Genomic DNA, 14,796 nt, shown 5'->3' with positions numbered 1-14,796 from the left:
AACTGCAGCAGAGTGCGCGGCCCCTGATCGCCCCCGGAACTCCCCATGCGCCTCGGCATCGACTTCGGTACCAGCAACTCCGCCGCCGCCATCGTGCATGAGGGAACACTGCTGCCGATCCGCTTCGGCGACGCCGAGCAGTTCCGCACCAGTGTGTACTTCCCCGGCGTGGTGCCCGACCCGGACGACTTCCAGCTCGACGACGGCCAGGAACACCAGCTGCAGCAGATGATCGACAGCGCCGCGCGCGCGGCGCGCGCCGCCGGCCAGGAACGCACGCCGCAGGCGCTGCGCCGCGAAGCCCTGCGCGCGCTGCGCCGGGAATGGATGGAAGCCCGCGCCGGCAAGGAACGCAGCGCCAACGACCTGCTGCAGAACGCGGTCTACGGCGACGAAGCGCTGGAAGCCTATTTCGAGGAACACGAAGGCAACCTGGTGCAGAGCCCGAAGTCGATGCTCGGCTACAACCTGCACCCGCGCGCGAAGCAGACCATCACCGGCATCGCCGCGCACATCCTCGAACACATCCGCCTGACCGCCAGTGCCCAGCTCGGCCGGCCGCTGCGCGCCGCCCTGCTCGGGCGCCCTGTGCAGTTCCGCAGTTCGATCGGCGCAGCCGGCAACGACCAGGCGCTGGACATCCTGCGTGAAGCGGCCACCCAGGCCGGCTTCGACCAGGTTGATTTCCTCGAGGAGCCAGCCGCGGCGGCCATGCATTACCACGCCGAAAGCCGCGAGCGGCACCAGGCGGTGATCGTCGATATCGGCGGCGGCACCACCGACATCGCCCATGCCGAAGTCGGCGGCGACGACGCCCCGCGCATCCACCGCGCCTGGGGTATCGCCCGCGGCGGCACCGACATCGACCTGGCGCTGAGCCTGTCCAGCTACATGCCGCTGTTCGGCCGCGGCATCACCCGCGTGCCGGCCCACCACTACGTGGAAGCGGCCACCGTGCAGGACATGACCCGCCAGCGCGAATTCCGCCTGCACAAGTACGACCATGTCGACGCGCCCTGGGGCGAGCGCCTGCAGGCCCTGCAGGACACCGGCAACACCGCCCGCCTGTACCGTGACGTGGAACGCGCCAAGATCGCCCTCAGCGCTGCCAGCGAGCACCGCAGCACGCTGGACTACATCGCCCGCGACCTGCATGCCGACAGCAGCGCCGACGGCCTGGCCGCCGCCGCCCATGGCTACCTGGAGCAGATCCGCGAGCTGCTGGCCCAGGTCCGCAGCGACATCGGCGGCGACCCGGATGCCGTGTTCCTGACCGGTGGCATGTCCCGCGCCGGCTACCTGCGCCAGGCGGTGGCGGCCGCCTTCCCGGGCGCCCGCATGGTCCACGGCGAGCCCTCGCTGGGCGTGGTCCAGGGCCTTGCGCTGGCGGCAGCCAGCCAGGATTAACAAAACGTTACGCGGTCTAAGTTACTCTTGGTCGGCTAGAACCCTGCTGCCCCTTCCACCGGCCATGCCGGTGTGTGTGTCCACGGTGCAGCCTGGCCCGCCCAGCGGGCCTAGCGGCCATGCCTTCCTGGCTCGTTCATGGTCCGCGCAGCACCTGAGCCGCCATTGAGACCCGCTTTGGGCACCCGCCAGGCCCCTGAGGCCTTACAACCTGACGCAGCACCTGCACCCATCGACTGCCGCCGTTGTGACGCGGTCTGTTGCCGGTTGCCCGTGCTGCTGCAGCCCGGCGACCACGTGCCCGGCCAGTTCCTGTCACGCGACACCCACGGCCGTGCCGTGATGGCGCGCAACGAGGAAGGCTGGTGCGCGGCGATCGATCCCTATCACCTGCGCTGCACGATCTATTCGCAGCGCCCGGCGATCTGCCGCCAGTTCTCGATGGGCGGCGATGACTGCCGCCGCGAGCGGCAGGACTACCTGCGCCAGGCCGATGCCTGGGCGCTTTCCTCCCCTTCCACCTGACAGGAGCAACCATGCCCCGCAAGGCAAAGACCCCCGCGAAGGCCAGCAACAGCATCCGCAGCGAACGCAAGGGCGCGGCCGCCAGCACCGTGGTCAGCAGCGATTCGATCGCTTCGGACCTGGCAGCGTTCCGCAAGGCCGGTGGCAAGATCGAAGTCCTCGGCACTACCTGGGCGCTGAAGAAAGCCAGCTGACCCAGCTCCGACCGCGGCGGCGCTGCCGCCGCGGCCTGCCGGACCGCGCTCAGCGATCCAGGCGTACCCGCACACTGCCCGAATGCGACTGGATGCGGATGTCACCGTCGCCATTGCCGAGCCGAGTATCGAGATGGCTGCCGGGGCCGTAGCGCGGCCGTTCCACCTGGCCGGCGTCGCTGTTGATCGACCCGCTGAAGCTGTTCACCGACAGCTGCGCCGAAACCGTGCGTGGCAGGCGCAGGTTGACCGACGCGCTCACCGATTCGACATTGATACGGCCCCCCGGCGCCAGCCCGGCCGCCGACAGGTCGATGCTGCCCGACACGGTTTCCACCGCCAGCCGCTGCACCCGCCCGGCATCGACCTCGACCCGGCCGGATACCGTCTGTGCACCGATGTCACCGGACACGCCGCCGCCGGCTTCGATGCGGCCACTGACCGTGTTCACGTCCAGCTTCGGCGTCTGCAGGCGCGCGATGACACCGCCGCTGACCGTATTGAGCTTGCTGTCGCCGCTGCGACCGGAGGCGCTCAGGCTGCCGCTGACCGTGTCGGCCTGCAGGCGGCGCACATCGATGCCGCTGATGTCCTGGCTGGCACTGACCGTACTCAGCAGCAGTTCCACCGAGCGCGGCACGTTCAGCACCAGCGTCGCGCCGCCGTTGTTGTTGCGACGCGGATACTCGATCTCCCAGCGCACGCGGTTGGCACTCTTCTCCTGGCGCAGCTGCAGGCCATCGCTTAGCGTACCGGTGAGCTGCACGTCGTTGCGGTCCCAGCCACGCACGCTCACTTTGCCGGCCACGTTGCTCAGTTCGATGCGGCCGCCGGCGGCCAGGTTGTGGCGCTCGTCGATCCGGGTGTCAGCCAGGGCCACCGCGGGCAGCAGCAACAGCGCGGCGCAGCAGGTCATCAGGGTTCGTGTCATCGGGGGTCTCCTCAGGTCGTCAGGCCGGACTCGGCGGCATAGGCCGCCTGCCGGGTCAATTCCAGCCGCAGCGCATAGGTGCGCTTGAGCTGGCCAAGCAGATGCGGCGCGCGTGGATCCTGCGCCAGCGCGGCCCGGATCTGTGCCGCGCTTTCATCGAGTTCGTGCAGCGCCGGCTGCCATTCCGGCGCCCGGCCTGCGGGCAACGAGGCCACTGCCTGCTGGTACTGCTCGGTCATCGCCGCGGCCTGCAGTTGCAGGGTAGACGGCACCGGCGCGTCCGGTTGCGCATGGCGCCACGGCGCCACCGCGTAGAGCGCCAGGCTTGCGGCCAGTGCGGCCCCCACCGGCAACCACCAGCGCCGGCGCGAACGCCCCGGCAGCACCACCACGTTGCCGGTCGGCGCAGGCGCCGCCTGTGGTTCACGCGGCGGCAGCTGCGCCGACAACCGCGCCCAGCCATCGGCGGGCAGGCCGCGTTCGGAAGGCAGCGCGCGCAGTCGGGCCACCAGATCGTGGTCGGAATCGTGTTCGTGTGTACTCATGTCATGTCTCCCAGCCGTGCGCGCAACAGGCCGCGCGCACGATGCAACTGTGCCTTGGAGCTGCCGACGGCCATCTGCAGCTGCGCGGCGATCTCCTGGTGTTTCCAGCCCTCGATGTCATGCAGCACCAGTACCGCGCGCGCCCTCGGCGGCAGCGTCGCCAGCGCGCGCTCCAGGTCGCGCTCGGTACCGGCGCAGCGGTCGTGTACGGCCAGTTCCTGCAGTCCTCCGTCCACATCATCAAGACTGTCGTGGTCCTGCCCGGCGGCGCGCCCACGCAGTTCCATCAGCGCAGCGTTGACGCCCAGGCGATGCAGCCAGGTCGACAGGCTGCTCTCGAAACGGAACCCCGGCAGCGCCTTCCACGCCTGCAGGAAGGCTTCCTGCAAGGCGTCTTCGGCACGCGCCTGCTGGCCCCCGCACAGCCGCCACAGCACGGCGAACACGCGCGGTGCATGCCGCCGGTACAGCAGTTCATAGGCCGAGGTATCGCCGGCGGCGGCCGCCCGCACCAGGGCGGGTTCATCGACGGCGTCGTGGGCGGCAGGCGGCGCGGGCATGGTGGTGTCGAGCATATCGCTTGGATGCGGCGGCCCGGGAAAAGGTTTAGAGCCGGACGACGATCACTGCCGTGCAACCTTTTCGACACCTGCTGCATCCATGGAAGGTCCTTCGCGAAATTGCCGTCCAGGAGTCCTGCCATGTCCAGCCCAACCTGCGCCGCCCTGCTGGTGATCGCCGCCTGCGTCGTGCTGCAGGCACTGGGCCTGTCGCTGCAGCTGCACCCCGGTAACGGCCGTGCCTGCCTGCAACAGCACCGCCAGGCGCTGGTGTGCCTGGCCTGGGCCCCGGCGGTCGAATCCCCGGCACGCGCCGGGTAACATCGAAGGTCGTTATTGCCACCTGTTGTCGCCCCATGATGTTGTCGCTGAAGGATCACCTGCCGCCCTGGACCCACCCGTGGTTGAACTACGCCGGCGTCGCCCTGCAGATCGTAGTGGTGCTTCTGGTCGCGTGGCTCCTGCGCGTGCTCGCCCGGCGCCTGATCCGCCGCTTCGCCGAGCACTACACGTTGCCGCCCGAGATGGTGATGGGCGCGCGCCGGATCACCAGTTTCGTGGTCTATTTCAGTGCCCTGCTGTACATCCTCAGCCTGCTCGGCGCGAAGCCCTCGGTGCTGTGGACCGCGTTCACCGGCTTCGCGGCCGTGGGCGCGGTGGCCTTCTTCGCGGCCTGGAGCGTGCTGTCCAACATCTTCTGCACGCTGCTGATCTTCACCACCCGCCCGTTCCGCCTGCACGACTACATCGAGGTGCTGGAGAACGGCGAGAAGCCGGGCCTGAAGGGCCGGGTGATCGACGTGAACCTGATCTACACCACGCTGCAGGAGACCGGCGAGGGCCACGAGGGCACGGTGCTGCAGCTGCCGAACAACCTGTTCTTCCAGCGCACGGTACGGCGCTGGCGTGACCCGGCGCAGGCCCCCGGCGGCATCCAGGGCGACGGTTGAGGGTGGAGTTTTCGGCAGGGCTGCGCCCTGCACCTGCAGAGGCCGAAGCCGAAGCCGAAGCAAGATCAAGAGCGGCATTCCGTGGGATGGCGGGGCGGTGTGGGTCCGGTTGAGGGGGGCCAGATCAGTGAGCGCCATGGATGGCGCCTTTGATGTTGACGTTGCTTCTGCAGGTGCAGGGCGCAGCCCTGCAATAAAACACCCCTTTACCTCAGCTGGCTGTCCTTGCTGCCACGCCGGTTGTACCCGGCATGCGCCTGGTCTTCGTCGTCCCGCGCCTGCTGGCACGCAACGCACAACCGCACACCAGGCACAGCCTGGCGCCGCGCCAACGGGATCGGCGCGTCGCATTCCTCACAGTGTTCCAGACCGGGTCCCTCGCGCAGCTGGCGCCGCGCGCGGGCGATCGCGTCGTCGACGGTGGCGTCGATCTGGTCCTGGACCGCGCCGTCTCCTGCCCAACCGGTGGCCATGGCTATCCTCCGCAGGTGTGTCGCCCGATATGGGGACGATACACCCCGGCAAAAAGGAAGGCCTTCATGTAGAGCCGAGCCATGCTCGGCTGCTTTTCAGGATGCCAAACAGAACGCCGACGGATCCGATCAGGCCGATTGCGGCTTAATCCCCTCCGTCCCCTTTTTGCTTACCAGACCAGGTCGTCGGGCACCTGGAACTGCGCGTAATAGGCGTCGTCTTCTGCGTTGCCGGTGGAGATCTCGGCGGTCGAGCCCGGCTGGCCGTGGTCGACGATGATTGCTTCGGGTGCGCGTTCACGCACCTTTTCGGCGGCGGCGCGGGGCAGCAACACATAGCCCTCGCCGTGGGCGACGATGACCAGCACGCCCACCGACAGCGCCTTGCGCAGCTTGGGGTCGATCAGCAGGGTACGGATCGCCGCGCCATCGCTGAAGCGGTACTCGTCGTCGCCCTTATGGGGTACGGCATGGGCCGTGATGATCTGCCTGGCCTGGGCCTTCTGTTCAGCCTGCCTGGCCTGGGCATTGCGTTCGGCGGCCAGTGCGCGGTCGCGCTCGACCTTCTCGGCGCGGGCACGTTCAGCCTCGCGCTGGACCTCGGCCGAGGTCGATTCGGCCTTGCCCTGGCGGGCCTTGGCCTGCTCGCGTGCGGCGGCGCTGGCCTGCGACTTCTTGGCCAGGCCGGCCTTGAGCAATTGTTCCTGCAGCGCGTTGGGCTTTGCCATGGTCGGTGCGTACCGCGTGTAATCTTGGATGCCCCATTCTACCGACGCCCCGCCGGCCCTGCATGGCAGTCCTGAAGTACCTCACCGGTTATCCCGAACCCCTGGTTGCCCAGGTCAGCGAGCTGCTGGCGCAGGGCAGGCTCGGCCCCTGGCTGCAGCAGCGCTACCCCGACCCGCACGAGGTGCGCAGCGACCGCCAGCTGTACGACTACACCCAGGAGCTGAAGGACCGTTACCTGCGCAAGTCGGTGCCGCTCAACAAGGTCTGCTACGACAATACGCTGGAAGTGATCAAGCACGCGCTGGGCACCCACACCGCCATCTCCCGCGTGCACGGCGGCCGCCTCAAGGCCAGCCGCGAGATCCGCATCGCTACCGTGTTCCGCCAGGCACCCGCGGCGTTCCTGCGCATGATCGTGGTGCATGAGCTGGCCCACCTGAAGGAAGCCGACCACAACAAGGCCTTCTACCAGCTGTGCCAGCACATGGAGCCGGAGTACCTGCAGCTGGAGTTCGATACCCGCCTGTACCTGACCGAGCTGGCCAACCGCGGCCAGCGCTGACCGGCCGCAGCAGCTACACTGCGCGCCCCCTGCCCGACCTGCCTGCCATGGAACCGATCCGTCTCGACAAACGCCTGTCCGCCCTGCTCGGCATCCCGCGCGGCGAAGCGCGGCGCTACATCGAAGGCGGCTGGGTCACGGTCAACGGCGACGTGGTGGAACAGCCGCAGCGCCCGGTCGATGGCAGCGCGGTGATCGTGGTGGCCGAACAGGCCAGCGATGAAAAGGCCGAGCGGGTCAGCATGCTGCTGCACAAGCCGGCCGGTGTCGCCGCCGAAACCCTGTGTGCCCTGGTCAGCAGTGACAGCCGCAGCGAACTTGATGCCAGCGACCTCCGCCCGTTGCAGCGTCACTTCCACGGCCTGCAGCTGGCCGCCTCGCTGCCGGCCAGCGACAGCGGGCTGGTGGTGGTCAGCCAGGATCCGGCCACGCTGGCCCACCTGCAGCGCAACCTGGGCCGTACCGAGCAGGAATACCTGATCGAAGTGGCCGAAGGCGGTCCCGAGCGCGGGCCGTGGCTGATGGCGCGGCTGCAGCAGGAATCGGGCGGCGCCAAGGTCAGCTGGCAGAGCGAGCAGCGCCTGCGCTTCGCCGGCAAGGGCCTGACGGCCAAGGGGCTGCGTGTGGCGGTCAGCGCCGCCGGCCTGCAGGTCACGGCCGTGCGCCGCCTGCGTATCGGACGCGTGGCGCTGGGGCCGCTGCCGCCGGGGCAGTGGCGCTACCTGGGCAGCGACGAGCGGTTCTGAGGTGTGCGGGTCAGGGCCCTTTCCCGTGGAGAGGGATCCGGGGGTCGGATCCCGTGCCGAAGGCAGGGGCTCTGACCCCCTGTCGATCCTGCAGGCATTCCTTCACGCATGGCGTGGCTCTACCATCGGGGCATGAGCCTGCCCAAGCCGCTGTGGCGACGCCTGCTGCGTGTTGCTGCGATCATCCTCGCCGTGCTGGTGCTGCTGGTCCTGTCCGGGCTGCTGCTGGCCGACCATCTCACGCCGCAGGCGCATGGCGCGCCTTCGCACGTGCTGCCGCTGCAGCCGGCACAGACCCGCATCGACCAGCAGATCGTGCCGCTGCAGGCGGCCCATCCCGGCCAGTCGGGCGTGGCCTTCCTCAGCGATGGCATGGATGCCTTCGCCGCCCGCGCGATGATCACCACCCAGGCCGGCCGCAGCCTGGACCTGCAGTACTACATCTGGCACGACGACCTGATCGGCCACCTGATGGCCAAGGCGCTGTATGACGCCGCCGAGCGCGGCGTGCGCGTGCGCATCCTGCTCGATGACATGAATGCCAAGGACAAGGACGCGCTGATGATGGCGCTCGATGCCCATCCGAACATCGAGATCCGCCTGTACAACCCGTTCCGCAACCGGACCGGCATCCTGCGCATGGTGGAGATGGTGCAGCGCTTCTTCAGCGTGAACCACCGCATGCACAACAAGAGCTGGATCGCCGATGGCCGCGTCGCGATCGTCGGTGGCCGCAACATCGGCGAGGAGTACTTCAGCGCGCGCACCGACGTGAACTTCCAGGATCTGGACCTGCTGGTCGCCGGCCCCGCCGTGGAGCAGGCCAACCGGATCTTCGACGACTACTGGAACAGCGAAACCGCCATCCCGGTATCCGCGCTTGCCTTCCATACCGACGCACAACTGCGCCTGCTGGTGCGCGAATCGGACCACGAGGCGCAGCGGGACGTGGCCCGCCCCTACCTTGCGCGCGTGGCCGAATCACGCCAGCGGCAGCGCCCGAGCCCCGAGCCGTTGCACTGGAGCGGTGCCGTGCGCATCGTGTCGGACCCGCCGATGAAGCACCGCAGGGATGATCGCGCCACCTGGCTGGTGTCGACCCTGATCAGCGAGCTGCAGGCCGCCCGGCACAAGGCCCTGTTGATCTCGCCCTACTTCGTGCCCGGCAACGAGGGCCTCGATGGCTTTTCGGCAATGGCCGGGCGGGGCGTGCAGGTGGGCGTGGTCACCAACTCGCTGGCCGCCAACGACGTCGCCGCCGTGCACGGGGGCTACATGGGCTACCGCGTGCCACTGCTGGAAGCCGGCGTCCACCTGTACGAGCTGAAGGCACAGGGTCAGTCGGGCGATGCCGGCGTGTTCGGCAGCAGCGGCGCGAGCCTGCACACCAAGGCATTCCTGATCGATGACCGCCGCGGTTTCGTCGGCTCCTTCAACCTGGACCCGCGCTCGGCCTACCTGAACACTGAAATGGGTGTGCTGTTCGACGATCCGGTGCTGGGTACACAGCTGCGGGACGAATACCTGCGCCTGGCTGACCCCAGGCACAGCTGGTGGCTGGCACTGGACGACCGCCGCCGGTTGCGCTGGCTGGAGCGCGAACCGCCACCGCACTGGGTGGAGGCCGAGCCAGGGGCAACGGCGCGCAAGCGCTGGTTGTCGCGGGTGATCAGCTGGCTGCCGGTGGAATCGCAGCTGTAGCGCTCAGGACGCCGGAGTGGCCTCATCCTGTCCGGCCTCGTCCAGCGTTTCCACGTTGCGCCCATGCAGGCGCCGCCAGATCCAGCGCAATGCATGCGGCGGTGCCGAGGGCAGCTGCTCCAGCAGGGCCAGCATGCGGCTCTGGCTGGCATGCCCATGGCGGCACAACAGGCTGGCCGCTGCGGCCGCGCTCGCCAGGCGCAGGCTGTCGGCCAACGATCCTTCCGCATCCACCGCCAAGGCCTGGTGAACCGGCTCAGGCAACTCCCATGCGGCAGCGACCCGCTGCGCCAGCGGCAACGACCACTGCTGCAACAGCTGCAGGGCCAACGCCGGCTCCACGGGCTCGCCACGGGCCTGTGCCTCCTGCAGCAGCTGGCGCATCACCAGCGCCGCACCCAGCCCCTGCACCAGGCCCAGCCACTGCGCGGCGAAGGCATCGCCGAAGGTGACCGTGCGTGCGTGGTCGGCCGCTGCACGCGATGCCAGCAGTGCGTGCTCCCAGATGATCGCGCTGAACTGCGGGAACACCTCGCATTGCACCTGCATCACCGGCTGCACCAGTACCGCACTGATGATCTGGCGCACGCCCTCGGTGCCGACCAGGGTCACCGCCCGCTGCAGGCTCTCTACCGGGCGCTCGTGGACCTTGTAGGCCGGGCTGTTGGCGATGCGCAGCAGGTTGCCGGTCAGCACCGGGTCCTGGCCGATGATCGCGGCCATCACCCGGGCCGAGGCGGCATCGTCGTTGACGGTCTGGATCAGCTGCGGCAGCAGCTGCGGCCGGCGGGGCAGCTGCCTGGCCGCCCAGTCGCGGTCCTGCAGCGCGCGCGCCACCGCCTCGCCCAGGCCTGGGTCCTGCACCGGCGTTGGCTCGCCGGCCAGCCGTGGGTACAACGCAAGCGCATGCAGCCCGCGTTGCAGGTGAGCGGCGATCTCCGGCGACGGCAGCGCCTCGCCCTGCAGGCTTGCGGCTGCGGCGGCCACCGCCTGGCGGGATGCGGCAACCAGCCGCGCCGGTGCCGTCCCGGTCGAACGTGTCAGCCAGCCGCGCAGCGATCGCCACCATGCCGCTGTCATCGCCGCCCGTCCTGTCGTTGTGATGCCCTTGCCGTCACTGACCGCCCTGCCTCTTCACGCCCATCCGGCCACCCGCCGTCGTCGCAGCATCGGCCGCACTTTCATCTTCTTTAACCTGACGGCCGCCTACGTCGACGGCAACGGCCGGGCGAATGGACTAGAATGGCGCCGCGCGACCCGTCCCCCAGCCATGACGACGTCGCTTTTTTTGTTTTGGGACCCTACCGTTCACTGGCCGTTCGCTGCAGTTCGCCGCTGTTCGCGCCATCGGAGACGCCATGCTATTCGAAACCCTCGCCACCACCGGTCACGAACAAGTGGTGTTCTGCCACAACCACGATGCCGGCCTGAAGGCGATCATCGCCATTCACAACACCACCTTGGGCCCGGCCCTGGGCGGCGTGCGCATGCGCCCCTACGCCAGCACCGACGAGGCACTGGCCGACGTGCTGCGGCTGAGCCGGACGATGACCTACAAGAATGCGCTGGCCGGCCTCAACGTCGGTGGCGGCAAGGCGGTGATCATCGGCGACCCGAAGGTGGACAAGACCGAGGTGCTGTTCCGCGCCTTCGGCCGTTACGTCGACTCGCTGGGCGGCCGCTACATCACCGCCGAAGACGTCGGCACCGACGTCAACGACATGGAGAACATCTACCTGGAGAGCCAGTTCGTGACCGGCGTTCACCAGGTCCATGGCGGCTCCGGCGATCCGGCCCCGTTCACCGCCTACGGTGCGCTGCAGGCGCTGATGGCGGCGATGCGCTTCAAGTTCGGCCACGAGGAAGTGGGCAAGACCAGCATCGCGGTGCAGGGCCTGGGCCACATCGGCATGGAGCTGGTGAAACTGCTGCGCGACCGCGGTGCCAAGCTGTATGTCACCGACCTGGACAGCGCACTGGTTGATCGCGCGGTCAGCGATTTCGGCGCCGAAGCGGTCAAGCCCGACGAGATCCACGAAGTGAACGCCGACGTGTTCGCACCGTGCGCGCTGGAAGGCGCCATCAACGCCGACACCCTGCCGCGGATCAAGGCCAAGATCATCTGCGGTACCGCCAACAACCAGCTGTCGAGCCTGGAAATCGGCGATGAACTGCACGCGCGCGGCATCCTGTATGCGCCGGACTATGCGGTCAACGCTGGCGGCGTGATGAACGTGTCGCTGGAGATCGATGGCTACAACCGCGAACGCGCGATGCGCCTGATCCGCAGCATCTATCACAACCTCACCCGCATCTTCGAACTGTCGCAGCGCGAGAACATCGCGCCGCAGCGTGCGGCCGACCGCATCGCCGAAAGCCGCATCCTGTCGATCGGCAAGCTGAAGATGCCGCTGGGCCGCAGCACCCCGCGCCTGGGCAACCTGCGCGGCGGCTGAGCCTGCCGATGTCGCGCCGGAGCTGACGTCCCGGCGCGACCTCCCGCTCAGAACCCGGTGCTGTAGCGCAGCGCCGCCTGGCGCGCGCCCTCGCCACCGACGCGCTGGTCGAAGCCCAGGCTCAGGCGGCCATTGCGGCCCCACCACGACTCCAGCGCCACGCCGAACAGCGCACTGCCACGCGGTGCGTCCCATCCCGCCAGGGGTGCCCAGGCATCGACACCAACGAAGCTGGCCTGCCAGTCCGCATCGGCACCGTCGAGCCGTTGCTGCCACTCGGCGTGCCCGCGCAGCGTCCAGCGCCCCCAGCCGCGCTCGCCGCGGATACCGGCCAGCATCTGGCTGCGCTGCACGCGATTGGCGTCGCCACGCAGGCCGAAGCCGAAACCACCCAGCTCATTGAAGGCATCGGTATCCACGCGCGTGGTGCTGGCACCCAGATACGGTGTCAACGACGCGCCCGCGCGGCCGAAACGATAGCCGCCTTCGACGCTGGCACTGCTGAAGCGTCCGCCGTAACGTGCGGAAACACCATAGGCACCGGCGCCCAGCAGCAACTGGCGATCCAGCGCACGGGTGAACTGGCCGCTGCCGACCTGCGCCAGCGCATAGCCCCGGCCCAGGTTCCAACCGGCGTACAACTGTGCCTGCGCCTGGCGATCACGCCCACGATCGCCGCCGAAGCTGCTGCCACCATTGCTGCGGGTCTCGCCAAAGGCCACGCCCATCAGCCCATTGCTGCCCAGCGGCAGGTCCTGGCCGGCCATCCAGCCACGGCTGTCGGCGGCATTGCCGGCAAAACTGCCCTGCCCGGCCTCACCGAGCGCGCTCTGCCAGGCCCCGCGCAGGCGCGGCGCCGCCTGCACGCGATCGAAGCGCTCGGCGATCGCACGGCGCGACATGTCGATGCTGTCGAAGGTGGCCGACTCGGCCCGCGCATGCGCCTGCCCGGACAGGCTCTGCAGGCTGGCTGCCAGGCCCTCGCTGCCACCGCCGGTCCACTGCAGCGCACCGGCCGCCGTGCCGAAGGCCGAGCCCTGCAGCGCAGGACTGCCATCGAGTGCGCTGAACGCACCTTCCAGTCGTTGCGCCGCGGACTGCGCCGAGGCCGCGAGCCCGGTCGCCGCCGCCGTCACGCTCACCTGGGTCAGGTTCAACCAGGCAGTGTTGCTGTCATAGCCATAGCTGCTCTGCAGCAGCGACAGGCCCTGCAGGCCGCTGGAGGAGGCCGGGCTGCTGAAGGTGCCGCTCAGGCCACCGGCCGCATGGACCAGGTCCTGGCGGCTGCCGTTCTGCGGCACGTAGCCGGAGACGAAGCCATGCACGCGCACGCCACCATTGATCGAGGCCGTGCCGGTCACCTGCAGCGCATTGGCACCGAGCGCGACCATCAACTGGCCACCCGCCTGCTGCGTGTAGTTGCCCTCGATGGTGCCGGTGGTGCTGCCGGTGGTCAGGAACACGCTGCTGCCGTTGACCACGTTGCCGATCACGCGCGGCGTGCCGCCATTGAACTGCAGGCCGGTCGAATCCGGGTCGGGCTGGCCGAGGATGGTCACGTTGGAACGGATGACACCGCCGTTCTGCAGCGACAGGATGCCGCGTTCGATGCGGGTGGCGCCGCTGTAGCTGTTGTTGCCTGCGAGCACCAGGGTGCCCCCGCCCTGCTTGACCAGGCCGCCGCTGCCGACGATGTCGTTGCTCCACAGCGAGCCGCTCGATGGCGCATCGACATTGGCCACTACATCACCCCAGTCGAAGCGGCCCGGGCCCTTGATCGCCCGCGAGATGTCGAGCAGGCCGTAGCCGAACACCGCATCCACGCCGGGCGCGCCGATGTCCTTGGCCGTGCCCAGCAGGGTCTGCCGCACCAGGTTGTTGTCGAAGTACGGGTAGCGCTGCCAGACCAGCGCGGCGGCGCCGGAGATCAACGGGGCGGCGAAGGACGTCCCGTAGTTCCAGTAGTAGGTGCTGCCATTGGCATCGGGATAGACCGCGCTGCCCGGCGCCGCCAGGCAATAGCGCGCCGCCTGCCCGCAGGCATTGGCGTAGCTGGCCAGCGTGCCCGGTGCATAGGGATCCACTGCGGTCGCCACCAGCCAACCGCGCTCCAGGTCGGCCGCCGGCAGCGAGCCGGCAACGCCCAGCTGGCTGGGCAGGGCGGCCAGGCTGCTCGGTTCGGTGCGCGCATCGTTGCCGGCCGCGAACACCACCAGGCCGCCATGGTTGATGACGAACGGACGGTACTCGGCCGCCACCTGCGCGGTGGTTGGCAGGTCGGTCCAGTACAGGCCGCCCCACGAGTTGTTCATCACCTTCACGTTGTAGCTGATCAGGTCCTGGTGGACCTGCGCCACGCCCAGCGGACCGCTGAAGGAATTGCCCTTGCCGCTGCCGTCATCGACCGGCGGCTTGTCGGCGATGATCCGCGCCGAAACGATCTGCGCACCGGGGGCGATGCCGCCCGGCCAGGTTCCCACCGGCGCGCCGGCGGCCAGGCTGGCTACCGCCGTGCCGTGGCCCACCACGTCGTCCACCAGCAGGTTGTTGCGCGCCGGATCGATGTAGTTGAGGTTGCCCACCACCCGCCCGTTCAATGCCGCTGCGTTGCGCTGCACGCCCGAGTCGACGATGCCGATGCGCACGCCCTGCCCGGTCAGGCCGGCGGCCTGTGCGGCACGCGCATTGGTCACTGACAGGTGCGCGTCGAAGGCCGGTTCCTGCGGCTTGGCCGGAGGCGGTGCCGTCGGAGGGGGCGTCGTTGGGGGTGTGGGGGTGGTCGGAGGGGGATCGATGCGGACATTGCCGCCGCCTCCGCCGCCGCCACATGCCGTCATTGCCATCGCCAGCGCCGTTGCCAGCGCGGACCTAACCATCGTCGTGCGTTCCATCGATTCCTTCCCATGAACGTTGACCTGCCTACATCCCGGCAGGCGTGCGGTGCCGCCCAGCGGCGGCCCTCCCCGACCCTCTATACTTGGGCCGACCCCCACGCAGTCTGCCGGGAAACCGGGGCG

The 14,796-nt window shown here is 69.0% G+C and carries 16 protein-coding genes; 9 read left to right on the top strand and 7 right to left on the bottom strand.

Annotated elements, in window-relative coordinates; all coding sequences use genetic code 11:
- Positions 1–45: 45 nt before the first annotated feature.
- From E5790_RS15620 to E5790_RS15610, 3 genes are all read left to right on the top strand, one after another.
- Positions 46–1,407 carry an Hsp70 family protein gene (locus E5790_RS15620; RefSeq protein WP_032958655.1) on the top strand — a complete coding sequence of 454 codons (1,362 nt, stop codon included), beginning with the start codon at positions 46–48 and terminating at the stop codon, positions 1,405–1,407.
- Between the two features lie 273 nt (positions 1,408–1,680).
- Complete coding sequence (locus tag E5790_RS15615) at positions 1,681–1,932, top strand: YkgJ family cysteine cluster protein (RefSeq protein WP_005410565.1); 252 nt, start codon at positions 1,681–1,683, stop codon at positions 1,930–1,932.
- Positions 1,933–1,943: 11 nt separating this feature from the next.
- Positions 1,944–2,126: a hypothetical protein gene (locus tag E5790_RS15610; RefSeq protein ID WP_005410566.1), complete on the top strand. Its 183-nt coding sequence runs from the start codon at positions 1,944–1,946 to the stop codon at positions 2,124–2,126.
- A gap of 49 nt (positions 2,127–2,175) precedes the next feature.
- On the opposite strand, the gene E5790_RS15605 is transcribed toward E5790_RS15610, so the two are convergent.
- Genes E5790_RS15605 through E5790_RS15595 form a run of 3 tightly spaced genes read right to left on the bottom strand, consistent with a single transcriptional unit; the run spans position 2,176 to position 4,177 of the window.
- The gene (locus tag E5790_RS15605; protein ID WP_032958651.1) at positions 2,176–3,057 is read right to left on the bottom strand and encodes a DUF4097 family beta strand repeat-containing protein; all 882 of its coding nucleotides are present in this window, start codon (positions 3,055–3,057) and stop codon (positions 2,176–2,178) included.
- An 11-nt stretch (positions 3,058–3,068) separates the two neighbouring features.
- Entirely contained in the window at positions 3,069–3,602 is a 534-nt protein-coding gene (locus tag E5790_RS15600; RefSeq protein ID WP_046431913.1) for a hypothetical protein, read from the bottom strand.
- On the bottom strand, positions 3,599–4,177 hold the full coding sequence (locus E5790_RS15595) for a sigma-70 family RNA polymerase sigma factor (RefSeq protein WP_032958649.1): 579 nt from the start codon (positions 4,175–4,177) through the stop codon (positions 3,599–3,601). Before E5790_RS15595 ends, E5790_RS15600 begins: the two co-directional genes overlap by 4 nt.
- Positions 4,178–4,303: 126 nt before the next feature.
- Between E5790_RS15595 and E5790_RS15590 the strand changes: the two genes are divergently transcribed.
- Together E5790_RS15590 and E5790_RS15585 are read left to right on the top strand one after the other, a co-directional pair.
- Positions 4,304–4,483 (top strand): hypothetical protein, encoded by a 180-nt coding sequence (locus tag E5790_RS15590; RefSeq protein WP_014647972.1) that lies wholly within the window; start codon positions 4,304–4,306, stop codon positions 4,481–4,483.
- A 35-nt stretch (positions 4,484–4,518) separates the two neighbouring features.
- On the top strand, positions 4,519–5,112 hold the full coding sequence (locus E5790_RS15585) for a mechanosensitive ion channel family protein (RefSeq protein WP_080469282.1): 594 nt from the start codon (positions 4,519–4,521) through the stop codon (positions 5,110–5,112).
- A 206-nt stretch (positions 5,113–5,318) separates the two neighbouring features.
- Here E5790_RS15585 and E5790_RS15580 read toward each other — a convergent pair whose 3' ends face one another.
- Positions 5,319–5,585, bottom strand: a complete 267-nt coding sequence (locus E5790_RS15580; RefSeq protein WP_014647974.1) for a DksA/TraR family C4-type zinc finger protein — start codon at positions 5,583–5,585, stop codon at positions 5,319–5,321.
- A 170-nt stretch (positions 5,586–5,755) separates the two neighbouring features.
- Positions 5,756–6,313, bottom strand: a complete 558-nt coding sequence (locus E5790_RS15575) for a DUF2058 domain-containing protein (protein WP_111207092.1) — start codon at positions 6,311–6,313, stop codon at positions 5,756–5,758.
- Positions 6,314–6,375: 62 nt separating this feature from the next.
- Between E5790_RS15575 and E5790_RS15570 the strand changes: the two genes are divergently transcribed.
- The 3 genes from E5790_RS15570 to E5790_RS15560 all read left to right on the top strand — a co-directional run bounded on the left by E5790_RS15570 (position 6,376) and on the right by E5790_RS15560 (position 9,323).
- Positions 6,376–6,876: a M48 family metallopeptidase gene (locus E5790_RS15570; protein WP_111207093.1), complete on the top strand. Its 501-nt coding sequence runs from the start codon at positions 6,376–6,378 to the stop codon at positions 6,874–6,876.
- A 47-nt stretch (positions 6,877–6,923) separates the two neighbouring features.
- Positions 6,924–7,622: an RNA pseudouridine synthase gene (locus tag E5790_RS15565; RefSeq protein WP_111207094.1), complete on the top strand. Its 699-nt coding sequence runs from the start codon at positions 6,924–6,926 to the stop codon at positions 7,620–7,622.
- 108 nt (positions 7,623–7,730) lie between these two features.
- Positions 7,731–9,323: a phospholipase D family protein gene (locus E5790_RS15560; RefSeq protein WP_049404698.1), complete on the top strand. Its 1,593-nt coding sequence runs from the start codon at positions 7,731–7,733 to the stop codon at positions 9,321–9,323.
- Between the two features lie 3 nt (positions 9,324–9,326).
- On the opposite strand, the gene E5790_RS15555 is transcribed toward E5790_RS15560, so the two are convergent.
- On the bottom strand, positions 9,327–10,403 hold the full coding sequence (locus E5790_RS15555) for an HDOD domain-containing protein (RefSeq protein WP_046431919.1): 1,077 nt from the start codon (positions 10,401–10,403) through the stop codon (positions 9,327–9,329).
- Between the two features lie 278 nt (positions 10,404–10,681).
- Between E5790_RS15555 and E5790_RS15550 the strand changes: the two genes are divergently transcribed.
- The gene (locus E5790_RS15550; protein WP_008264553.1) at positions 10,682–11,779 is read left to right on the top strand and encodes a Glu/Leu/Phe/Val dehydrogenase dimerization domain-containing protein; all 1,098 of its coding nucleotides are present in this window, start codon (positions 10,682–10,684) and stop codon (positions 11,777–11,779) included.
- Between the two features lie 47 nt (positions 11,780–11,826).
- Here E5790_RS15550 and E5790_RS15545 read toward each other — a convergent pair whose 3' ends face one another.
- On the bottom strand, positions 11,827–14,670 hold the full coding sequence (locus tag E5790_RS15545) for an autotransporter serine protease (RefSeq protein WP_126411241.1): 2,844 nt from the start codon (positions 14,668–14,670) through the stop codon (positions 11,827–11,829).
- Positions 14,671–14,796 lie beyond the last annotated feature (126 nt).

The sequence above is a fragment of the Stenotrophomonas sp. PAMC25021 genome, from assembly GCF_004795795.1.
Taxonomy (GTDB): domain Bacteria; phylum Pseudomonadota; class Gammaproteobacteria; order Xanthomonadales; family Xanthomonadaceae; genus Stenotrophomonas; species Stenotrophomonas muris.
The sequence above is the reverse complement of the archived record's forward strand: the minus strand, read 5'-3'. Positions and strand labels throughout refer to the sequence as shown.